The sequence below is a fragment of the Agromyces sp. NPDC055658 genome, from assembly GCF_053618155.1.
On the sequence record NZ_JBSHHD010000006.1, the window covers coordinates 48,681 to 70,767 of the forward strand.

Here is a 22,087-nt window from a genome sequence, read left to right on the forward strand (position 1 = left end):
CCCGCACCCCCACCCGCCCCCGCACCCGCTGCCGCGTTGGGCGGTGTGTCGCGTTTCCGACCTATTGTGGCCGAGGCTTCGCCAACCCTGGGTGGTACGGGCAACGCTCGGTGGAGACCTCTTGACGCGGCATCCCACATCGTCATACTCTTTCCGTGATTCAGAATTATGCTTCCGTCATTCGGAAGCTGCTCGAGGAGAGGAGGGTGACGATGCACGACCGCCACGACCACGAGGACGCCGCGCGCGTCAACCGACCGCTCGCCGTGAGCTACGCCTCGATCGAGGTCGATCCCGACATCTACATTCCGGCGCGCGCCGACCGACGGGGCTTCTTCGCCCGCTGGTTCCACCGCGCGCCCGAGCTGAGTCGCCGGGCCGCCTGACGCGAGCGACGCGCGCACGCGCGCACGCACGCACGCGAGCACGCGAGCACGAGCACACGAGCACACGAGCACACGAGCACACGAGCACACGAGCACACGAGCACACGAGCACACGAGCACGCGAGCACACGACTGAATATCCGTTCTGCGAAATCGGGATTCCGAATCGCAAGAACTACCTGCCACCGACGCAGTACTATCGGTATGTACTGCTGAAGCAGGCGCGGTGCGAGGTGGGGCCACCGGGGCCCCGGTGCCGCAGGCGTCATCGACGACGCCTCACCCGAGGAGATCCCATGGACGAGATCGCCATCACCGTCAACGGGCTTCGACGCCCGCTCGAAGGTGCCACCGCCCACACCACCGCGCTCGACTGGCTGCGCGACACCGGGCTCACGGGCAGCAAGGAGGGCTGCGCCGAAGGCGAGTGCGGCGCGTGCGCGATGCTCGTCGCGACGCCCGGCACCGACGGCGGCACCGAGTGGACCGCGGTCAACGCGTGCCTCGTGCCCGTCGCCGCGCTCAACGGCCAGGAGGTGGTGACGGCCGAGGGGCTCGGCTCCCCCGAGTCGCTGCACCCGGTGCAGGAGAAGCTCGCCGAGGCGGGCGGCTCGCAGTGCGGCTACTGCACCCCGGGCTTCGCCTGCAGCATGGCGGGCGAGTACTACCGCGCCGACCGCGTTCCGGCGCCGGCCCACGCGCACGACGTGGTCGACGAGCACGACGAGGGATGCCTCGTGCATGACGCCGAGCACGGGCCGAACGGCTTCGACCTGCACGCCCTCAGCGGCAACCTCTGCCGCTGCACCGGGTATCGCCCGATCCGCGACGCCGCCTACGAGCTCGGCATGCCCGAGCCGGGCGACGAGCTCGCCGCTCGCCGCGACCGCCCCGCTCCCGCAGCGGTGCCGACCGACTTCACGGCGGGCGGCGGGCGGTTCGTCCGGCCGGCGACGCTCGACGAGACCCTGCGACTGATCCGCGACGAACCGTCGGCACTGCTCGTGGCCGGGTCGACCGACCTCGGCGTCGAGGTCAACCTGCGCGGCCGCCGCGCCCCGCTCGTGGTCGCGGTCGAACAGCTCGACGAGCTGCGCACGCTCAGCGTCGGCGACGACGTGATCGAGATCGGGGCGGCACTGCCGCTCACCGAGGTCGAACGCCGGCTCGACGGCCGGGTGCCGCTGCTCGCCCAGCTCTTCCCGCAGTTCGCGTCGCGACTGATCCGCAACCGCGGCACGTTCGGCGGCAACCTCGGCACCGGCTCCCCCATCGGCGACACCCCGCCGGCGCTCCTCGCGCTCGGCGCCCGGCTGGTGCTCGCCTCGGCCGACGGCGAGCGCGAGGTCGAGCTCGCCGACTACTTCACGGGCTACCGGCAGACGATCCGCCGGCCCGACGAGCTCATCCGCGCGGTGCGCATCCCGCTCCCGCTCGCGCGCGTCACGGCGTTCCACAAGATCGCGAAGCGCCGCTTCGACGACATCTCGAGCGTCGCGCTCGGCTTCGCACTCGACCTCGAGGGCGGCGTCGTCACGAACGCCCGCATCGGACTCGGCGGCGTCGCCGCGACCCCGCTTCGCGCGTACGACACCGAGGCCGCACTGATCGGCAAGGCCTGGAACATCGCGACCGTCAAGGCGGCCTCGACGGTGCTGCAGGGCGAGGGCACGCCGATGAGCGACCACCGCGCCTCGAGCGACTACCGCTCGCTCATGCTCGGCAGTGCGCTGCTGAAGCTCTACTCGACCACGATCCACGACGACAAGGAGGTGTCGGCATGAGCGCCCTCGCCGACCGTCCCGCCAACCCCGTCGTCGGCCGTCGTGCCGCGCACGAGAGCGCCGCGCTGCACGTGACCGGCGCCGCCATGTACACCGACGACGTCGCCGGCCTCTCGACGGGGGTGCTCACCGCGTGGCCCGTGCAGTCGACGAACGCGCACGCCCGCGTGACGATCGACGTCGCCCCCGCCTACGACGTGCCGGGCGTCGTGCGCGTGCTCACCGCCGACGACGTGCCCGGTCTCAACGACGCCGGCATCAAGCACGACGAGCCGCTCTTCCCGAGCGAGGCCATGTTCTACGGGCACGCCCTCGTCTGGGTGCTCGGCGACTCTCCCGAGTCGGCCCGCCTCGGCGCCGAGGCCGTGAAGGTCGAGTACGAACCGCTGCCGTCGATCATCACGGTGCGCGAGGCGATCGACGCCCGCTCGTTCCAGGGCATCGCCCGCACCGTCGAGCGCGGCGACGCCGCGACCGCCATCGCGGAGGCCGACCGCGTCTTCGAGGGCGTCACCGAGTTCGGCGGCCAGGAGCACTTCTACCTCGAGACGCAGGCCTCGTTCGCCGTGCGCGACAGCGAGGGGCAGTACTTCATCCAGTGCTCGACGCAGCACCCGTCCGAGACGCAGGAGATCGTCGCGCACGTGCTCGGCATCCCCTCGAACGAGGTGACCGTGCAGCAGCTCCGCATGGGCGGCGGCTTCGGCGGCAAGGAGATGCAGCCGCACGGACTCGCCGCGATCGCCGCACTGGGCGCGAAGCTCACCGGCCGTCCCGTGCGCCTGCGGCTCAACCGCACGCAGGACCTCACGATGACGGGCAAGCGCCACCCCTTCCACATCACGTGGAAGGTCGGCGTGAGCGCCGACGGGTACCTGCAGGGGCTCGACGCGACGCTCACCGCCGACGGCGGCTGGAGCCTCGACCTCTCCGAGCCGGTGCTCGGCCGCGCGCTCTGCCACCTCGACAACGCCTACTGGATTCCGAACGTGCACGCGCACGGGCGCATCGCGAAGACGAACAAGACGTCGAACACGGCGTTCCGCGGCTTCGGCGGCCCGCAGGGCGTCTTCCTCATCGAGGACGTCCTCGGCCGCATCGCCCCTGAGCTCGGCATCGACCCGACCGTGCTGCGCGAGCAGAACTTCTACGTCCAGGGCCAGTCGACCCCGTACGGCCAGCTGGTGAAGGACGCCGAGCGGATGCCGCTCATCTGGTCGCAGCTGAAGGGCGAGTGCGACTTCGACGCGCGCAGCGCCGAGGTCGCGGCGTTCAACGCCGAGCACGACGACGTGAAGCGCGGACTCGCGATCACGCCCATCAAGTTCGGCATCTCGTTCAACTTCGCCGCGTTCAACCAGGCCGGCGCGCTCGTGCACGTCTACAAGGACGGCTCGGTGCTCATCAACCACGGCGGCACCGAGATGGGCCAGGGCCTGCACACGAAGATGCTGCAGGTGGCCGCGACCGCGCTCGGCCTCGAGCTGCACCAGGTGCGACTCGCACCGACCCGCACCGACAAGGTGCCGAACACCTCGGCCACCGCGGCCAGCTCGGGCTCCGACCTCAACGGCGGCGCCGTGAAGAACGCGTGCGAGCAGATTCGCGAGCGCATGGCGAAGGTCGCCGGTCGCCTGCTCGACGTCGACGAGCGCGACGTGCGCTTCGAGGGCGGCTACGTCACGGGCCTCGGCAACCGCGACCTGCGGCTGAGCTTCGCCGAGGTCGCCGAGGCGGCGTACCTGCAGCGCGTACAGCTCTGGGCGGCGGGCTACTACCGCACCGCGGGGCTGCACTGGAATCCCGATCTCATGCAGGGCTCGCCCTTCAAGTACTTCTCCTACGGTGCCGCGGCGACCGAGGTCGAGGTCGACGGCTTCACGGGTGCCTACCGGGTGCGCCGCGTCGACATCATCCACGACGTGGGCGACTCGCTCTCGCCGATGCTCGACATCGGCCAGGTCGAGGGCGCGTACGTGCAGGGTGTCGGATGGCTCACGCTCGAGGAGCTCCGCTGGGACGAGACCGACGGCCCCGGCCGCGGGCGCCTGCTCACCCAGTCGGCCTCGACCTACAAGCTGCCGAGCTTCTCGGAGATGCCCGAGGAGTTCAATGTTCGCCTGTTCGAGAACGCCCGCGAAGACGGCGCGGTCTACGGTTCGAAGGCTGTCGGCGAGCCGCCGCTCATGCTCGCGTTCAGCGCCCGCGAGGCGATCCGCACGGCGGTCGGGGCGTTCGGTCCGGCCGGCCGCGGCGTCGTGCTCGGCTCCCCCGCGACCCCCGAGGCGGTCTACTGGGCGGTCGAGGCGGCGCGGGCCGAGGCATCCGCCGAGTTGGATGCCTCGGAGCCGAGCCGCACGGGCGTCGGCGCCGACGCGGGCCCCGAGCCCGCGTTCGCGGGCGCGGACTCTTGAACGGAGGTCGCGCACGATGGACTGGCTCGACGCGCTCCGACGCCTCCGCGACGTGAGGACGCCCGCGGTGATCGTCACGCTCGCCATCGTGCGCGGCCACGCGCCGCGCAACGGCGGCGCGAAGATGGTCGTCGCACCCGACACGGTGTTCGGCACCGTCGGCGGCGGCAATCTCGAGCAGACGGCGATCGACCGAGCGCGCGACCTGCTCGCGACCGGCTCGGCCGAACCCGAGCTGCTCACCCTGAAGCTCAGCGACAAGGCCACGACCGAGTACGGCGTGCAGTGCTGCGGAGGAGAGGTCACCCTCATGCTCGAACCCGTGCGGGTCGTGCCGTCGGTCGCCGTGTTCGGCATGGGGCACGTGGGCCTCGAGCTCGCGCGCATCCTCGCGCGGCAGGAGCTCGAACTGCACCTCGTCGACTCGCGGGCCGAGATGCTCGCGCCCGAGCGCCTCGGCATGCCCGGCGTCTCGGGTGTGCTCGCCGACGCCGTCGCCGACGTCCGGGTGCACCACGAGCCCGTGCCCGAGGCGGGCCTCGTCGGGCTGCCGCCCGGCGCCCATGTGCTGATCATGACCCACGACCACCTCGAGGACCTCGCGATCACCGACAGCGCACTGCGCCGCGAGGGTCTGGGATCGATCGGACTCATCGGATCGAAGTCGAAGTGGGTGAGGTTCCAGGCGAAGCTCACCGAGCTCGGCCACGACGACGCGGCGCTCGCGCGGGTGACGACGCCGATCGGCATCCCCGAGGTGGCGGGCAAGGCGCCCGCGACGATCGCGGTGAGCGTGGCGGCCCGCATCCTGCAGCTCATCGAGGAGGCGCAGCCGGCCGAGGTCGACGATACCGACGCGGGGGCCGACGCGGCCGCAGGCGCCGACGCGGCCCGGGTCGCCGATGCCGACAAGGCGGAGGCCGATGTCGCCGACGCGGCCGAGGCCGATGTCGCCGTCGCGGCCGACGACCCTCGGGTTCCGGGCGCGGGATCCGCGGCATGACCGCGCCGACGCGATCGGTCATCGTCACGGGAGCCGGCACGGGCATCGGGCGGGCGACCGCCCGGGCCCTGCTCGCCGCAGGCTTCTGCGTCACGCTCGCGGGGCGGCGCAGCGCTCCGCTCGAGGAGGCCGCCGCGACGGGCGACGACGGCACGAGGCATGCAGATGCGCTCGTCGTGCCGTGCGACGTCACCGACGCAGCCGAGGTCGACGCACTCGTCGCCGCCCATGTCGAGCGTTTCGGGCGGCTCGACGTGCTCGTGAACAACGCGGGCGTGCCCGGCCCCGTCGCCGACATCGGCGAGCTGCGGCCCGACGACTGGGCGGCCGTCGTCGCCGTGAACCTGACGGGTGCGGTGCTGTGCGCCGGGGCGGCGTTCCGGCAGATGGCGGCGCAGCACCCGAGCGGCGGACGCATCATCGACAACGGGTCGATCTCGGCGCAGTCGCCGCGTCCGAGGTCGGTCGCCTACACGACCACGAAGCATGCGATCGCCGGACTCACGAAGTCGATCGAACTCGACGGCCGGCCGTACGGCATCAGCTGCACGCAGCTCGACGTCGGCAACGCTCGCACCGAACTGCTCGACGGGTTCGTCGGCGAGGGTGCGCTGCAGGCCGACGGGCGCCGCGTCGTCGAACCGACCATGGACGTCGCGGTCGTCGCCGGCCTCATCGTGCAGCTCGCCTCGCTGCCCTCAGAGGTGAGCGTGCCGCAGCTGACGGCGACCGCCGCGGGCATGCCGTTCATCGGCCGCGGCTGAGCACCCCGTCGACGCCGGCGACCGCTCCTCCTGCCTCCGGCATCGCGACCGCTCCCCGCCCTCGGCATCGCGACCGCTCCCCGTCCCGGCTCTCCACCCACACAGCCTGTCGACAAGTGAACTTGTCGACAACCGACGTGTGCACTTGTCGACTTGTCGACATCCAACGTCTGAACATGTCGACTTGTCGACAACCGACGTGTGCACATGTCGACTTGTCGACAACCAACGTGTGCACATGTGGACTTGTGCACGTCCCTCCCGAGCGCGTATGCCCGACGGTGCCATCCAGAACGCATCAGAGTTGCACTCGATGCCCAGACCCGCGCGTCGACTGCACCCTCGATTGGTGCGGTCGACGTCCTCGTCACAGCGCGTGAGCGACATCACGACGGCCGCGGCGCGGAGCGGAGCCGGACGGCGGCGCTGCATGGCGGCGCAGCAGCCCAGCGACCCAGCAGCCCAGCGACCCAGCAGCCCAGCGACCCAGCAACCCAGCGACCCAGCAACCCAGCGACCCAGCAACCCAGCAGCCCAGCGACCCAGCGGCACGACACGGCACGGCACGGCGGACTCTTCCGTTGACGGCGGGTGACCTTGCGGGCGACGGCTGGCGACCTTGCGGGCGGCGGCTGGCGACCTTGCGGGCGGCGGGCGGGAGACCTTGCGGGCGGCGGCTGGCGACCTTGCAGCTACCCAGGGCGACCTTGCGGCTACCCCGGGCGCATCAAGCTGCTGGCACCTCCGGGCGGCGGCGGAGCGCGAGCGGCAGCGTCGCGAGCGAGATCGCGGCCGCCACCAGGAACGCGACGCTGAACGAGCTGCCGGTCGCGATGAGGCCGACGATGATCGCGCCGATGCCGCTGCCGGCGTCGAAGCCGATGTTCCACACGGCACTCGCGAACACCGACTGATTCGGCGGCACGACGGCGAACGCCTCGCCCATCGTGAGGTTCTGCAGCGCGCCGTAGCTCACGCCGACGAAGGCGAGCCCGACGAGGAGCGGCACGGTCGAGGCATCCGCACCCGATGCCGCTGCGTCGCCCGTGCCCGCCGTCCCGGCACCCGCACCGATCGCGGCCCACGCGACGAGGCCGAGTCCGACCGTCGTCACCACGACGAACGGCCAGAGCAGCCGGTGCGTGCCGAAGCGGTCGGCCAGTCCGCCGACGAGCCAGCGGGTGAGCGCCGCCATCGCCGTGAGCAGGGCGAGCCCGATGGTGACCGTGACGGCGTCGCCGGTGAGCTGCGGGGTGAACGTGATGAGCGCGCCACCCGCGAGCGTCACCCCGAGCAGCACGCCGACGGGCGCCGCGAGCGCGCGCAGCGCCGCCCACCGACCGGGTGCGGCGTGCACGTGCCCCGCCGCCTCGGCCTCGGCCGCCTGCTCGGCGTGCCTGACGTGCAGGCGTCGCGCGAGTCGCACGGCGGGTACGATGCCGGCGAGCGGCAGCGCGCCGGCGACGAACACCCACTGGTATCCGAAGGTCTCGGCGACCCAGGGGGCGAGCGGCAGCAGCACGAGCTGGGGGCCTGCGATGGCGAGCCCGAACGCCCCGATCGCGCGGCCGCGCCGGGCGGGCTCGACGAGATCGGCGACCGCGCCCGATCCGGCGACGGTGAGCACGGCGAAGCCGGCCCCGCGCACCGCGGCGATCGCGAGCACCGGCCCGAGCTCGTTCGACGCGAGGTGAGCGAGCGACGGCGCGCCGAGCAGCACGAGCCCGGCGACGAGCACCGGTCCCCAGCCGAGGCGGCGCAGTGCGCCGGGCACGAAGGTCTGGAACAGCACGGTCGAGAGCATGAACACGCCGGTGACGAGTCCGGCGCCGGCGGCGTCCGCCCCGCCCGTGACCGCCCACTGCGGAGCGACGGGGAGCAGCACGGCATAGCCCGAGAACCCCGCGGCGACCATCGTCAGCAGCGCCGGCATGCCGGGTGCGCGCCAGACCGATCCCCTCACGTGCGTTCCTCTTCCTCTTGTCGACGATCGCGGGGTTGCCTCAGCCGATCGCCCGCCGGGCGCGATCGCCCGCGCCGCGCCCCGACGCACCGCGACGGCCTGACCCGTCGCACACGAGGTGCGCACGGTTCAGGCCGTCGACGCGGTGCCGGCTGCGTCTAGCCTGCCAGCATCGCCTCGATGGGGCCGCGCACGAAGTAGAGCGCGAAGCCCGCCGAGACCACCCACATGAGCCAGTGCACCTTGTTGGCGCGACCCGAGAGGGCGTTGACGAGGGTCCAGGCGATGAAGCCGACGCCGATGCCGTTCGCGATCGAGTAGGTGAGCGGCATCGTCACGATCGTGAGGAACGCCGGCAGCGCGACCGCGAAGTTCGAGAACTTGATCTCCTTGATCTGCCCCATCATCATCGCGCCCACGACGACGAGGGCGGCCGAACCGACCTCGATCGGCACCACGAGGGTGAGCGGGGTGAGGAACATCGAGAGCAGGAAGAGCACGCCGACGACGAGCGACGCGACACCCGATCGGGCGCCCTCCCCGATGCCCGAGGCGCTGTCGACGTAGACGGTGTTCGACGACGTCGACGTCGCTCCTCCCGCGACCGCACCGAGGCCCTCTACGACGAACGCCGAGCGCAGGCGGGGGAAGGTGCCGTCCTTGTAGGCGAGGCCGGCGTTCTTCGCGAGGCCGGTCATCGTGCCCATCGCGTCGAAGAAGTTCGAGAACACGAGGGTGAAGATGAGCATCGTCGCGCTCAGCGCCCCGATGCGGCCGAAGGCGCCGAAGAGGTCGAACTGCCCGACGAGGCCGAAGTCGGGAACCGTGACCCACGACGTCGGAAGCTCGGGGATCGTCATGTGCCAGCCGTTCGGATCCTCGTACGACGGGCCGAGGTTCAGGATGGCCTGCGCGATGATCGCGACGATCGTCGTCGCGACGATACCGATGAGGATGCCTCCGGGCACGCGCCGCGCGACCAGGATGCCGATCGTGATGAGGCCGAGCAGGAAGATGAGCGTCGGCACCGAGGTGATCGAGCCGGCGTCGCCGAGCTGCACGGGCGGGCCGCCCGGGGTGCGGTTGACGAAGCCCGAGTCGACGAAGCCGATGAACGCGATGAAGAGGCCGATGCCGACCGTGATCGCCGCCTTGAGCGCCTGCGGTACGGCCTTGAAGATCGCGGTGCGGGCGCCGGTGGCCCCGAGCAGCACGATGATGATGCCGTTGATCACGACGAGGCCCATCGCCTCGGGCCAGGTGACCTGTCCGACGACCGAGACCGCGAGGAACGAGTTGATGCCGAGTCCGGCCGCGATCGCGAACGGGAGTCGGGCGAAGACGCCGAACAGGATCGTCATGACGCCCGCGGTGAGGCCGGTGGCTGCGCCGACCATCGCGGGGTTCAGCACGTTGCCGTCGACGTCGGGCACGTTGCCGAGGATGAGCGGGTTGAGGATCACGATGTACGCCATCGTGACGAAGGTCACGATGCCGCCGCGGAACTCGCGGGCGAGCGTCGAGCCGCGCGCCGTGATCTCGAAGAACCGGTCGAAGGCGTTCTTGGGTGCGGCGTCGACGGTGGTCGTCGCACCGGTGGGCAGCGGGTTCGGGATGCTCGCGACCGCGAAGGTGTCGAGCGGCGGTTCGGTCGGGTCGGGGGTTTGGGAATCTGCGGTCCCGGCGGTGCCGTCGGACTGCGTCACGGCGGCGTCGTCGCCGGCGCGGGTGGTCGAATCCATGAGAGGGCTTCCTTGCTGTTCATCGCCGGCGCGGTGGACTCCCCGGGGTACCGGGTGGATCTCCGTTGATCCGACTCATGGGCGGCCGCTCGTTCAGCAGGGTTCCTGCGGCGGCCGGGTTCGAAGCTAGCAGCCGGGCAGGCGTGCGTCCAGACCTTTTCGGAATCCCGTTTCCACATTGTGGACATATGGATTGCGTTCCCGCAGATGCGGCGATATTCTCCTCATCATGACGCAGTATCGGATCAGCGAAGCCGCCGAGCTCCTCGGTGTGAGCGACGACACGGTGCGCCGATGGGTGCACGACGGCCTGCTGACCTCCGCGAAGGACGAGGCCGGCCTTCAGGTGGTGCCCGGCGCCGAGCTCGCCGAACGCGCGAAGGCGGTCGCCGCGACCGTGGCCGACCGCAGCCATGTGCGCCGCAGCGCGCGCAACCGGTTCGTCGGCCTCGTGACCGACGTGCAGATCGACGGCCTCATGGCCCAGGTCGAGCTGCAGTGCGGCCCGCACCGGGTGGTCTCGCTCATGTCGGCCGAGGCCGCGCGCGAGCTGCGCCTCGAGGTCGGCTCACGCGGCGTCGCCGTGGTCAAGGCGACCACGGTCATCATCGAGACCGAGAAGGATGCCTCGCCGTGACCCGCCTCCGCCGCTTCGCCGTGCCCGCCGTGATCGGCCTCGCCGCGCTCGCCCTCACCGCGTGCACCTCGGCCGACACCGCCGACGATGCGACGGCGGCCGCGACATCCTCGCCGGCTGAGCCGGAGGGCGACCTGACCATCTTCGCCGCCGCGTCACTCAGCGGGGCCTTCGACGAGCTCGCCGCGCAGTTCGAGGCGGCCCATCCGTCGGTCGACGTGGCGCCGATCACGTACGACGGCTCCTCGGTGCTCGCGACGCAGCTCATCGAGGGCGCGCACGCCGACGTGTTCGCCTCGGCCGACGAGAAGAACATGACGAAGGTCACCGGCGCACAGCTCGCCGGCGACCCCGTCGACTTCGCGACCAACGTGCTCGAGATCGCGGTGGCCCCGGGCAACCCGCTCGGCATCGACGGGCTCGACGACCTCGCCGACGGCGCCACGACGTCCGCCGACGGCACCCCGCTCACCGTCGTGCTCTGCGCTCCCGAGGTGCCGTGCGGCAGCGCGGCGCAGACACTCGTCGACGCCGCCGGCATCACGATCACGCCCGCGAGCGAGGAGCAGAACGTCTCGGCGGTGCTCACGAAGGTCAAGTCGGGCGAGGCCGACGCGGGCCTCGTCTACGTCACCGACGTGCAGGCCGCGGGCGACGCGGTCGCGGGCGTCGAGATCGACGACGCGGCTGCCGCGACCAACGTCTACCCGCTCGCGGCACTCACCGACGCCCCGAATCCCGACGCCGCTGCCGCGTTCGTCGAGTTCGTCGCGTCCGACGAGGGGCAGCTGGTGCTCGCGTCGTTCGGCTTCGGGGCGCCGTGACCCCGGCTGCGGCATCCCGCCCCGTGACCCCACCCGCGCGCCGGGAAGCGCACCGTGTCACGGTGGGCTTCCCGCTGTGGCTCTACGCGCCCGCCGCCGTCGGCGCGGGCGTGCTCGTGCTGCCGTTCGCGGCGCTGTTCGCGCGGCTCGACTGGCCCGGCGTGCCCGCGGCGATCACCTCGCCCGAGGCCCTCCAGGCCCTCGGCCTCTCACTCGCGACGGCGTCGATCGCGACGATCGCGTGCGTCGTGCTCGGCGTGCCGTTGGCACTCGTCATCGCCCGCTCAGGGCCCGCGGTCGCCGCGGTGCTGCGCACGCTCACCACGCTGCCGCTCGTGCTGCCGCCCCTCGTCGGCGGCATCGCGCTGCTCTCGCTGCTCGGTCGCCAGGGGCTCTTCGGCGACGCGCTCGCCGTGCTGGGCCTCCGCATCCCGTTCACGACGACGGCCGTCGTCATCGCCCAGACCTTCGTCGCCCTGCCGTTCCTCGTGATCTCGGTCGAGGGGTCGCTGCGCACGGCGGGCACCCGCTACGAGCTCGTCGCGGCGGGACTCGGCGCGAGCCCGTTCACGGTGTTCCGCCGCATCACGCTGCCCCTCGTCGCTCCAGGGCTCGTCGCCGGCGTCGTGCTGTGCTTCGCACGGGCGCTCGGCGAGTTCGGCGCGACCGCGCTCTTCGCGGGCAACGCGGCCGGCACGACGCGCACGATGCCGCTCGCGATCTACACGGCGTTCAACGGCGCGGGCGTCGCGGAGGACACGGCCATCGCGCTCTCGCTCATGCTGATCCTCGTCGCCATCGGGGTGCTGCTGCTGATGCGCGGCTGGCGGGCGGACGCACCGCGATGAGCGCGCCGACTCCCCCGCGCACGGGCGCTCCGCGATCGGGCGATTCGATCGCGGCGACACCCGCAGGCGCCCTCGACGTCGACGTCCGCGTCGAGGCCGGCTCGTTCGCACTCGGCGCCCGACTCGTCGTCGAACCCGGCGACGTGCTCGCCGTGCTCGGTCCGAACGGCTCGGGCAAGTCGACGCTGCTCGGCACGATCGCCGGCCATGTCGTGCCGTCGCACGGCCATGTCCGCCTCGGGGCACGCGCGCTCACCGACCTCCCCGCCGACGACGGCGCAGACGGCCGGCGGCGCATCGCGCTGCCGCCCGCCGACCGCTGCGTCGGCCTGCTCGGCCAGCACGCCCTGGTCTTCCCGCACCTGAGCGCCCGCGAGAACATCGCGTTCGGGCCGCGCGCCCGGGGGGTTCCCGCCCGCACCGCTCGCGCCGAGGCCGACGACTGGCTCGCGCGCGTCGGCCTCGACGGACTCGGCGACCGCCGCCCGTCCGAGCTCTCGGGCGGGCAGCAGCAGCGCGTCGCCCTCGCGCGCACCCTCGCCGCCGAGCCCGACGTGCTGCTGCTCGACGAGCCGTTCGCCGCGCTCGATGTCGAGGCCGCCGCGTCGATGCGGCGGCTGGTCGCCGACGAGCTCGCCCGGCTCGAGGTGCCCGCGGTGCTCGTGACGCACGACCCGCTCGACGCGATCGTGCTCGCCCGGCGCGCCGCCATCCTGCACGACGGCGCGATCGTCGACGAGGGACCGACCGGCGAGGTGCTCGGCCACCCGCGCACGCCGTTCATCGCGGCGCTCGCCGGGGTCAACCTCGTGACGGGCGTGGCCGCCACGGCCGACCGAATCGTGGCCGACGGGCTCGAACTGCGCGGCGTCGGTGCGTTGCGCCCCGGCTCGCCGGCTTCGGCGGTGTTCAGTCCGGCTGCCGTGCACGTCGCTCCCGAGGCATCCGTCGACCTGACCGAGCCGAACCGATGGCTGGGCACCGTCGCGCTCGTCGAACCCGCCCCCGGGGGCGTGCGCATCCACGTCGCCGAGCACCCCTCGCTCGCGGTCGACGTGCCGTCGTCGCAGGCCGTGGCGCTCGACCTCGGCACCGGGTCGCGCCTCGCCTTCGCGGTCGCCGAGGCCGACGTCTCGCTGCGCGCCGAACGGTGACGCCGTTTGCGGAGGCGGCCCGCGGCGGTGTTACCGTAGTGGCCACCACGAGGGGGTGACCATGACGACGACCGTTCCGACGCGCGACGACGCGACGACGCGCACCCGCGCGCGCCGACTTCCGGCGACCGGACTGGTCGTCGACCGCCTCACCCGGCCGATGCGCGACCTGCGCATCTCGATCACCGATCGCTGCAACTTCCGCTGCGTGTACTGCATGCCGAAGGCCGTGTTCGGGCGCGACTACGCGTTCCTCGACCGCGACGAGCTGCTGAGCTTCGAGGAGATCACCCGCATCGCCCGGGTCGCGGCGGCGAACGGCGTCGAGAAGCTGCGTCTCACAGGCGGCGAACCCCTGCTGCGCCGCGGCGTCGAGTCGCTCATCGAGCAGCTCGCCGAACTGCGCACGCCCGACGGACGGCCCCTCGAGATCGCCCTCACGACGAACGGCTCGGCCCTCGCGGTCAAGGCCGCATCGCTCAAGCAGGCGGGGCTCACCCGCGTCACGGTGTCGCTCGACTCGCTCGACGACGCCCGTTTCCAGGCGATGAACGACGTGCGGTTCCCGGTGTCGCGCGTGCTCGACGGCATCGACGCCGCGCATGAGGCGGGGCTCGGCCCGATCAAGCTCAACATGGTCGTCAAGCGCGGTCTCAACGACGACGAGATCGTGCCGATGGCCAGGCATTTCAAGGGAACTCCGTACACCCTGCGGTTCATCGAGTACATGGACGTCGGCACCTCGAACGGCTGGTCGCTCGACGAGGTCGTGCCGTCGGCCGAGATCGTCGAGCGCATCGGCGCCGAGATGCCGCTCGAGCCGCTCGGCGCAACGGCCCCCGGCGAGACGGCGACCCGCTGGCGCTACGCCGACGGCGGCGGCGAGATCGGACTCATCTCGAGCGTCACGAACGCGTTCTGCGGCACATGCAACCGCGCGCGCATCTCGACCGAGGGCAAGCTCTTCACGTGCCTGTTCGCCGACGAGGGGCACGACCTGCGGGCGCTGCTGCGCGGCGGCATCGACGACGAGGGACTCTCACGCGCGATGGCCGGCATCTGGGGCGCGCGCGACGACCGCTATAGCGAGATCCGCTCGACGCTCACGCCCGAGCTGCGGGCGTCGCGGCACAAGGTCGAAATGAGCTACATCGGGGGTTGAGACGAGGCTCCTACAGCCCGACCCACTCCGAGACGCCGTCGGCGAAGTGCTGCCGCTTCCAGATCGGCACAGTGCGCTTGATCTCCTCGACGAGCCGCTCGCACGCGTCGAACGCCTCGGCCCGGTGCGCCGCCGCGGTCGCCGCGTAGAGCGCGACATCGCCGATCTTCAGCTCGCCCACCCGGTGCACCGCGGCGATCGCGAGCCCCGTCTCGTCGGCGACCCGCTCGACGCACTCGGCGAGGAACCGCTCGGCCTCGGGGTGCGCACGGTAGTCGAGCGATCGCACGCCGCGGCCGCCGTCATGGTCGCGCACGACGCCGCAGAACAGCACGATCGCGCCGCTCTCGTCGGCCTCGACGGCAGCACGCACCGCCTGCTCGTCGATGGGCTCCGCCGTGATCGCGGCCAGGGTCGTGCTCATGCGTCTCGCTTCCGACTCGTCGGCACCGTCATCGGCGCACGAACTCCGAGGCGACGGCGGCGAAGCCGTCGATGCCGCCTGCGAGGTACGTCACGTCGACGTGGCCCCGTTCGGCGAGCGCCCGCACCGCGCGGCGCGAGCGGACATCCCGTTCACAGTAGACGACGATCGCGCCGTCGCCCTCTGCCGGGTCGGAACCCATCAGCAGGTCGCCGAGGGGCACGAGCTCGGATCCCTCGATGCGGCGCAACTCGGCCTCGGCCGGCTCGCGCACGTCGACGAGCCGCATGGGAGCGCCCTCACGCAGGCGGCGCAGCAGCTCGGCGGCCGAGATGCGCGGGCCGGATGCCTCGTGCTCGACGCCGCCCTGGAGCGCGACCGGCTCGATCCCGCAGAACAGCTCGTAGTCGACGAGCGAGGTGATCTCGGGCGCGTCCGCGATCGCCTCGTACGCGAGCTCGCGCGTGCGGCCGGTGAGTGCGTCGATCGTCGTGACCCTGCCGAGCAGCGGCGTGCCGACGCCGGTGACGAGCTTCACGACCTCGCCCGCCATGAGCGCGCCGACCGTCACGCAGAGCGACGGCAGTACGCCCCCGAGCTCGCACGAGAGCACCTCGTCGGGCGGCGGCGGCACCGGGAACAGGTCGCGGTACGTCGGCCCCTCGCGGTGCCAGGCGACGCTCACCTGGCCGTGGAAGCGCAGGATCGACCCCCACACGAGCGGCACGCCCGCGAGGAGGGCGGCGTCGTTCGCGAGGTACCGGGTCGGGAAGTTGTCGCTGCCGTCGACGACGAGGTCGTAGTCGGCGAGGATGTCGCGGAGATTCGCCGCCGTCAACCGCTCGCGATGGCGCACGACGCGGATCTCGGGGTCGGTCGCCGCGACCGTGTCGGCGAGCGAGTCGACCTTCGGCCGGCCGACGTCGGCGAGGCCGTGCCCGAGCTGGCGGTGCAGGTTCGAGAGCTCGACGTCGTCGTCGTCGGCGATGCCGATCGTGCCGACGCCCGTCGCCGCGAGCAGCGGCACGACCGTCGCGCCCAGGCCGCCGGCGCCGATCACCAGCACCCGTGCCGCGGCAAGCCGGCGCTGCGCGAGCTCGCCGAAGCCCGGCAGCATGATCTGCCGGCTGTACCGGGCGATGCGCTCGGGGGTGAGCGGCGCGGCGGGCTCGACCAGCGGTCGGCGGCACGCGTCTCCGACGCGCGGCGCCGCGCGTGCTGCGGAGGTCGATGGCATGCGCCAATTGTACGCAGGGCCCGCGCGCCGCCTTCCGTTGTATGGATGATTGCTTCCATTTTCGCGCCTCGGTGAGCCCGAGGCATCCCGCGCCGGGGTACCATCGACGCATGCCTCCCGTGACCGTGCGGTACTTCGCGGCGGCCGCAGAGGCGGCCGGCGTCGAAGAGGAGCGCCTCGAGATCGCCGACGGCGCGAACCTGGGCGCCCTCCGCGACGAGCTCGTCGCCCGCTACGGCGTCGCGATGGAGCGGGTACTGCGAAGCGGCTCGTTCCTCGTCGACGGCACCGTGCGCCGCGACCCCGCGCACCCGGTCGGGGCGACGGTCGACATCCTGCCGCCGTTCGCCGGAGGGTGAGAGGGGCGACGTGACTGCGACGACCACGATGACCGCCGACGCGACCGCGGCCGACGTGCTGGCTCGCCTCGCCGAACTGGAAGACCCGAAGATGCGCGCCGTGAACGAGCGCCATGGCGACGACCACGGCGTCAACCTCACGAAGCTGCGCGGCGTGGCGAAGGAGCTCAAGACGCAGCACGACCTCGCGCTCGAGCTCTGGGCGACCGACTACACCGCGGCGCGGCTCGTCGCGATCCTCGTCGCGAAGCCGAAGTCGTTCGACGCGGCCGAGCTCGACGCGATGCTGCGCGAGGCCCGCGCCCCCAAGGTGCGCGACTGGCTCGTCAACTACATCGTCAAGAAGAGCCCCCACCGCGAGGCCCTGCGGCTCGCCTGGCTGTCCGACGTCGACCCGTATGTCGCCGCCGCAGGCTGGGCGCTCACCGCCGACGTCGTCGCGAAGCAGCCCGAACTCGTCGACCTCGACGCGCTGCTCGACCAGATCGAGCTCGAGATGCGCGATGCGGCCGAGCCGCTGCAGTGGGAGATGAACACCTGCCTCGCGATGATCGGCATCCACCACGCCGACCGGCGCGATCGGGCGATCGCGATCGGCGAGCGGCTCGAGGTGCTGAAGGACTACCCGACGCCGCCGAACTGCACGTCGCCGTTCGCACCCGCCTGGATCGGCGAGATGGTCCGCCGGCAAGGCGCGACGGCGTAGCGAGCGGGCACCGCACCCGCGCCACCCCGCGACTACACTGCCCACTGGGCGACGACGTACCAGCAGGAGGCCGCATGCGCACCTACGCCGAACACCAGCGCGCCGTGCACGAACTGCTCGATCCGCTGGGCGCGCGACTCGGCGCCGGCGCCGAGGTCGTCGCGGTCGACGACGCGCTCGGCCGCGTGCTCGCCGACGACCTCGTCTCCCCCGCCGACCTGCCCGGCTTCGACAATTCGCAGATGGACGGCTACGCCGTGCGCGCGGTCGACCTCGCCGCAGCGAGCCCCGGTGCTCCGGTGCGCCTTCCGATCGGGCCGACGAGCGCGGCCGGCGACGCGATCTTCGACCTCGCGCCCGGCACCGCGTCGCCGGTCATGACCGGAGCACCGATTCCGCGCGGCGCCGACGCCGTCGTGCAGATCGAGGTCGCCGACCCGCCGGCGTTCATCGGGCTCGGCGGCGGACGGCACGACTCCCCCGCCGGCTCGGTCGTCGCGTTCACCGCTCCCGTGGCGCACGGCCTGTTCGTGCGACCGGCGGGCAGCGATGTCGCCGCGGGCGAGCTGCTGCTGCCGGCGGGGTCACGCCTCGGTCCGGCGCAGCTCGGCGTGATCTCGGCGGCCGGCCTCACGCACGTCGCGGTGCGCCGCCGGGTGCGCGTGCTGCTGCTCTCGACCGGGCACGAGCTGCGCCCGCCGGGGTCGGCGCTGCGGCCCGGGCAGATCCACGATGCGAACACGGCGATGCTCGCCGCCGCCCTCCGCGAGTGCGGCGCGAACGTCGTCGACGCCGTCGCTCCCGACGAGCCCGAGGCGGTGCGAGCGGCGATCGCCCGGGGCATCCACCCCGCCGACGGCGAGCCGGTCGACCTCGTCGTGACGACCGGCGGCGTGAGCGCCGGTGCGTTCGAGGTCGTGCGCGACGCGCTCGAGCCGCTCGGAGTCGAGTTCACGAAGGTCGCGATCCAGCCCGGCGGGCCGCAGGGACTCGGCACCGCGACGCTCGGGCCGGGCGACGCTGCCGGCCGCGCCGCCGCGCCCCGAGACGACCACACCGACGAGGATGCCTCGGCCGAGGCATCCGGCAGCACCGGCGCGGTGAGCGTGCCGGTCGTGTCGTTCCCCGGCAATCCGGTGTCGGCGCTCGTGTCGTTCGAACTGTTCCTGCGACCGGTGCTGCGCCATCTCGAGGGGCTCACGCCCGACCGCAACCGCGCCCGACTGCGCCTCGCGCACGACGTGGTCTCGCCCGCGCGCCGCCATCAGGTGCGTCGCGGCATCATCGACGGCGGCGGTGCCGTCGAGGTCGGCGCCCCGAGCTCGCACCTGTTGCACGCCTATGCGAACGCCACCGTGCTCGTGCACCTGCCGATCGGGGTCGATGCGCTTCCCGCCGGCTCCCTCGTCGACGTCTGGAGGATCGATGACTGACACCCCGCCCCGCCTCACGCACCTGCGCGACGACGGATCCGCGCACATGGTCGACGTGACCGACAAAGCGATCACGAAGCGCACCGCGAGCGCGCAGGCCGTGCTCACCACCCGCCCCGAGGTCGTCGCGATGATCGCCGACGGCACCCTGCCGAAGGGCGAGGCGATCGGCACCGCGCGCATCGCCGGCATCATGGCGGCCAAGCAGACCTCGTCGCTCATTCCGCTCTGCCACCCGCTGCCGTTGACGAAGCTCGACGTCGACATCACGGCCGACGGCTCGCAGGTGCGCGTGGTCGCGACGGCGACGACGAAGGGCGTGACGGGCGTCGAGATGGAGGCGCTGACCGCCGCGAGCGTCGCCGCGCTCACGCTCTACGACATGATCAAGGCCGTCGACAACCGCGCGGTGATCACCGACATCATGGTGCTCGCGAAGGAGGGCGGCAAGAGCGGCGACTGGAGCCGGGAATGACCGCGCACGGTGCGACCGCCGATTCGTCGGCCGACGAGGGGATGCCTCGTGCCGCGACCGTGCTCGTCGCATCGACGCGTGCCGCGGCGGGCGTCTACGAAGACACGACCGGGCCGGTGATCGCGTCGTGGTTCGCCGATCGCGGGTTCGACGTGCTGGGCCCCGTGGTGGTCGCCGACGGCGCCGAGTTCGCCGTTGCGCTCGGCCGGGCGCTCGACGCGTCGCCGTCGGTCATCGTGACGACCGGCGGCACGGGGCTCGCGCCCGCCGACCTCACCCCCGAGGCGACGGCCGCCGTGCTCGATCGCGAACTGCCGGGCTTCATGGAGGAGCTGCGTCGCCGTGGCACCGCGACGACCCCGACCGCACTGCTCACGCGCGGGGTGGCCGGCGTCGCCGGGACGACGTTCGTCGTGAACCTGCCCGGCTCGCGCGGCGGGGTGCGCGACGGGCTCGCGCTGCTCGGCGAGGTGCTCGACCACGTGCTCGACCAGCTCGCGGGCGGCGACCACTCGACTCCGGTCGAATAGCGACGTTCGCCTGTCCGGCGGCCGAGTAGCGACGAAGGAGCGTATCAAGACCTGGTGACCGGGTCTCGAGACGGGTGATCCTTCGTCGCCCGCTACTCGACACCGGAGTGGGCGCGTCAGGCGCGCGGCGCGCGCGGCGGGGTGACGTGCGCCTGGGCGCGCGCGGCGTTGCGTTCGGACACGCGGGAGATCCACTCGAGGCGCTCTCGCTCGAGCGGCACGGCGAACACCGCCCACAGCACGAGTGCGACCCCGGCGCCGACGAGCGCGCCGCCCACCGTGTCGCTCAGCCAGTGCGCACCGAGGTAGGTGCGGCTGATCGCCATGAGCACGGTGTACGCGACACCGAGCACCCAGACCCAGACGCGTGGCACGATGACCCCGATCGCCACCGCGATCGTCGCCGCGTTCGCGACATGCCCCGACGGGAATGAACCGTGGTCGGAGACCACGATCATGTCTTCGGGACGCGCCCTGCTGAACACGCTCTTCAGCACCTGCACGACGCCGGCACTCGCGGCCGAGGCGACGATGAAGTAGAACGCCCCCCATGGGCGGCGCAGCAGGAGCAGCACGATCGCCGTGCCGACGGGCACGATGAACACGCCGACGATGCCGCCGCCGAGCGCGTTCATGAAGTACGCGAAGATGTCGCCCACCGGGCCGCGGAGCGAGAGCATCTCCTCGACCCACTCCTCGTCGACGCCGAACGGCAGGCCGCCGTTGCGCCCCATGATGACGACTCCGAGGAGCGCCGCGGTCGCGATCGCGACGATGCCTCCGATGAGCGGCGCACGCCGCCGGATCGTCCGCACCGAGGCATCCCGTTGCTTCGCCTCGATGGTCTTCGCCGCCTGCATCCCCCAACGCTAACCCGAGGTGGTGGCGGGGCGGCGCAACGGCGCGACCCCGGTCAGTCGGTGAGCGGCGGCACCGTCTTCGGGCGCACGAGCGCCCAGAGGCCGATGATCGCGACCGCCGCGGCGCCCGTCATCACGACCGCCATCGGCAGGGCGCTGCCGACGCCCATGAGGCCGATGAGGGGCGAGATGAGCCCCGCGAGCCCGAAGTTCAGGGCGCCGAGCAGCGACGCCGCCGTGCCCGCCTCGCTGCCGTGCGACGCGAGCGCGAGGATCTGCACCGCAGGGAAGGAGAATCCGCACGCCGTGATGAACAGGAAGAGCGGCACGATCGTGCCCCAGAGCCCCGCACCTGTCACGTCGAGCACGCCGATCGCGATCGCCGAGCCGAAGAGCACCACGGTCGTGACCGCGAGGATCCACTGCGGCGCGACCCGCCCGCGCATGAGCCGCGAGCTCGTCTGCACACCGATGATGATGCCGACCGAGTTGACGCCGAAGAGCAGCCCGTACTGCTGGGCCGTGAACTCGTAGACCTCCTGGAACAGGAACGACGAGGTCGACAGGTAGCCGAACAGGCCCGTGAACACCATGCCGCCGACGAGGGCCGCACCGAGGTAGACGCGGTCGCGGAAGAGCGCCGCGTACCGGTCGCGCATCGTCGAGTGCCCCGACACGTGCCGGCGCGACGGGGGCAGCGTCTCGACGATGAGGAACGCGACGCACAGCACGACGACGACGCCGTAGCCGGCGAGCACCCAGAAGATGCCGCGCCAGTCCATGACCTGCAGCAGCTGCGAGCCGATCACGGGCGCGAGCACCGGCGCGAGGCCGTTCACGAGGGCCAGCCGCGACAGCATCTTCACGAGCGGCTTGCCGCCGAACAGGTCGCGCACCATCGCCATCGCGACGACGCCGCCCGCCGCCGCCCCGAAGCCCTGCAACAGGCGGAACGCCGCGAGCCACGCGATGTCGGGCGCGAGCGCCGCGCCGACCGATGCGGCGATGTGCAGTGCGGTCGAGAGCATGAGCGGAAGCCGCCGCCCGACCTTGTCGCTCCACGGGCCGACGATGAGCTGGCCGAAGCCGAACCCGATCATCGTGCCGGTCAGCGTGATCTGCACCGCGGCGGCCGAGACGCCGAACTCGTCTTGCAGCACCGGGAACGCGGGCAGGTAGAGGTCGACCGTGAACGGCCCGAGCGCCGTGAGCGCGCCGAGCACGAGCACGTAGACCAGCCGCTGACGGCTGGACAGCGCGTCGCCGGGGTGCGTCGAGACGACCGGCGTCGACCGCGTGTCGTCGGGGCGGATGATGGGGATGGGGCTCGTGGCGGACATGCGGTTCCTGGCGTGCTCGAGGCGGGAGGGAGAAAGGCTGGA

The 22,087-nt window shown here is 72.3% G+C and carries 21 protein-coding genes; 15 read left to right on the forward strand and 6 right to left on the reverse strand.

Annotated features, from left to right (window positions below; genetic code table 11):
• Positions 1–206 precede the first annotated feature (206 nt).
• From ACWGPE_RS04575 to ACWGPE_RS04595, 5 genes are all read left to right on the forward strand, one after another.
• Positions 207–386, forward strand: coding sequence for a hypothetical protein (locus ACWGPE_RS04575; RefSeq protein WP_452048237.1), 180 nt, complete (start codon positions 207–209; stop codon positions 384–386).
• Positions 387–682: 296 nt separating this feature from the next.
• The gene (locus ACWGPE_RS04580; protein ID WP_452048238.1) at positions 683–2,170 is read left to right on the forward strand and encodes a xanthine dehydrogenase small subunit; all 1,488 of its coding nucleotides are present in this window, start codon (positions 683–685) and stop codon (positions 2,168–2,170) included.
• Complete coding sequence (gene xdhB, locus ACWGPE_RS04585; protein WP_452048239.1) at positions 2,167–4,584, forward strand: xanthine dehydrogenase molybdopterin binding subunit; 2,418 nt, start codon at positions 2,167–2,169, stop codon at positions 4,582–4,584. Before ACWGPE_RS04580 ends, xdhB begins: the two co-directional genes overlap by 4 nt.
• A 16-nt stretch (positions 4,585–4,600) precedes the next feature.
• Entirely contained in the window at positions 4,601–5,587 is a 987-nt protein-coding gene (gene xdhC / locus ACWGPE_RS04590) for a xanthine dehydrogenase accessory protein XdhC (RefSeq protein ID WP_452048240.1), read from the forward strand.
• Positions 5,584–6,351 carry an SDR family oxidoreductase gene (locus tag ACWGPE_RS04595; protein ID WP_452048241.1) on the forward strand — a complete coding sequence of 256 codons (768 nt, stop codon included), beginning with the start codon at positions 5,584–5,586 and terminating at the stop codon, positions 6,349–6,351. Before xdhC ends, ACWGPE_RS04595 begins: the two co-directional genes overlap by 4 nt.
• A 727-nt stretch (positions 6,352–7,078) precedes the next feature.
• On the opposite strand, the gene ACWGPE_RS04600 is transcribed toward ACWGPE_RS04595, so the two are convergent.
• A complete protein-coding gene (locus tag ACWGPE_RS04600) occupies positions 7,079–8,314 on the reverse strand; it encodes an MFS transporter (protein WP_452048242.1) in 1,236 nt (411 codons plus the stop codon).
• A gap of 158 nt (positions 8,315–8,472) precedes the next feature.
• Positions 8,473–10,056 carry an NCS2 family permease gene (locus tag ACWGPE_RS04605; RefSeq protein ID WP_231431798.1) on the reverse strand — a complete coding sequence of 528 codons (1,584 nt, stop codon included), beginning with the start codon at positions 10,054–10,056 and terminating at the stop codon, positions 8,473–8,475.
• Between the two features lie 229 nt (positions 10,057–10,285).
• On the opposite strand from ACWGPE_RS04605, the gene ACWGPE_RS04610 reads away from it, so the two are divergent.
• From ACWGPE_RS04610 to moaA, 5 genes are all read left to right on the forward strand, one after another.
• Positions 10,286–10,693 carry a TOBE domain-containing protein gene (locus tag ACWGPE_RS04610; RefSeq protein WP_231431799.1) on the forward strand — a complete coding sequence of 136 codons (408 nt, stop codon included), beginning with the start codon at positions 10,286–10,288 and terminating at the stop codon, positions 10,691–10,693.
• Positions 10,690–11,517, forward strand: a complete 828-nt coding sequence (modA, locus tag ACWGPE_RS04615; protein ID WP_231431800.1) for a molybdate ABC transporter substrate-binding protein — start codon at positions 10,690–10,692, stop codon at positions 11,515–11,517. The genes ACWGPE_RS04610 and modA overlap by 4 nt, the downstream gene beginning before the upstream one ends.
• A 62-nt stretch (positions 11,518–11,579) precedes the next feature.
• Entirely contained in the window at positions 11,580–12,365 is a 786-nt protein-coding gene (locus ACWGPE_RS04620) for an ABC transporter permease (protein WP_231431801.1), read from the forward strand.
• Complete coding sequence (locus ACWGPE_RS04625) at positions 12,362–13,519, forward strand: sulfate/molybdate ABC transporter ATP-binding protein (protein WP_452048243.1); 1,158 nt, start codon at positions 12,362–12,364, stop codon at positions 13,517–13,519. Before ACWGPE_RS04620 ends, ACWGPE_RS04625 begins: the two co-directional genes overlap by 4 nt.
• A gap of 61 nt (positions 13,520–13,580) precedes the next feature.
• Complete coding sequence (gene moaA, locus ACWGPE_RS04630; protein WP_452048244.1) at positions 13,581–14,681, forward strand: GTP 3',8-cyclase MoaA; 1,101 nt, start codon at positions 13,581–13,583, stop codon at positions 14,679–14,681.
• Positions 14,682–14,691: 10 nt separating this feature from the next.
• On the opposite strand, the gene ACWGPE_RS04635 is transcribed toward moaA, so the two are convergent.
• Entirely contained in the window at positions 14,692–15,105 is a 414-nt protein-coding gene (locus ACWGPE_RS04635; RefSeq protein ID WP_231431803.1) for a molybdenum cofactor biosynthesis protein MoaE, read from the reverse strand.
• A 28-nt stretch (positions 15,106–15,133) separates the two neighbouring features.
• Positions 15,134–16,342: a ThiF family adenylyltransferase gene (locus ACWGPE_RS04640; protein WP_452048245.1), complete on the reverse strand. Its 1,209-nt coding sequence runs from the start codon at positions 16,340–16,342 to the stop codon at positions 15,134–15,136.
• Between the two features lie 110 nt (positions 16,343–16,452).
• On the opposite strand from ACWGPE_RS04640, the gene ACWGPE_RS04645 reads away from it, so the two are divergent.
• The 5 genes from ACWGPE_RS04645 (at position 16,453) to ACWGPE_RS04665 (ending at position 19,845) form a co-directional block, all read left to right on the forward strand.
• Complete coding sequence (locus ACWGPE_RS04645; RefSeq protein WP_231431805.1) at positions 16,453–16,701, forward strand: MoaD/ThiS family protein; 249 nt, start codon at positions 16,453–16,455, stop codon at positions 16,699–16,701.
• A 28-nt stretch (positions 16,702–16,729) separates the two neighbouring features.
• Positions 16,730–17,407: a DNA alkylation repair protein gene (locus tag ACWGPE_RS04650; RefSeq protein ID WP_452048265.1), complete on the forward strand. Its 678-nt coding sequence runs from the start codon at positions 16,730–16,732 to the stop codon at positions 17,405–17,407.
• A gap of 74 nt (positions 17,408–17,481) precedes the next feature.
• Positions 17,482–18,840 (forward strand): molybdopterin molybdotransferase MoeA, encoded by a 1,359-nt coding sequence (locus ACWGPE_RS04655; RefSeq protein ID WP_452048246.1) that lies wholly within the window; start codon positions 17,482–17,484, stop codon positions 18,838–18,840.
• Positions 18,833–19,315 (forward strand): cyclic pyranopterin monophosphate synthase MoaC, encoded by a 483-nt coding sequence (moaC, locus tag ACWGPE_RS04660; protein WP_275506447.1) that lies wholly within the window; start codon positions 18,833–18,835, stop codon positions 19,313–19,315. The genes ACWGPE_RS04655 and moaC overlap by 8 nt, the downstream gene beginning before the upstream one ends.
• A complete protein-coding gene (locus ACWGPE_RS04665) occupies positions 19,312–19,845 on the forward strand; it encodes a MogA/MoaB family molybdenum cofactor biosynthesis protein (protein ID WP_275506446.1) in 534 nt (177 codons plus the stop codon). Before moaC ends, ACWGPE_RS04665 begins: the two co-directional genes overlap by 4 nt.
• Before the next feature lie 116 nt (positions 19,846–19,961).
• On the opposite strand, the gene ACWGPE_RS04670 is transcribed toward ACWGPE_RS04665, so the two are convergent.
• Both ACWGPE_RS04670 and ACWGPE_RS04675 read right to left on the reverse strand, forming a co-directional pair.
• A complete protein-coding gene (locus tag ACWGPE_RS04670; RefSeq protein ID WP_376930380.1) occupies positions 19,962–20,705 on the reverse strand; it encodes a phosphatase PAP2 family protein in 744 nt (247 codons plus the stop codon).
• Between the two features lie 53 nt (positions 20,706–20,758).
• Entirely contained in the window at positions 20,759–22,045 is a 1,287-nt protein-coding gene (locus ACWGPE_RS04675) for a multidrug effflux MFS transporter (RefSeq protein WP_275506444.1), read from the reverse strand.
• Positions 22,046–22,087 lie beyond the last annotated feature (42 nt).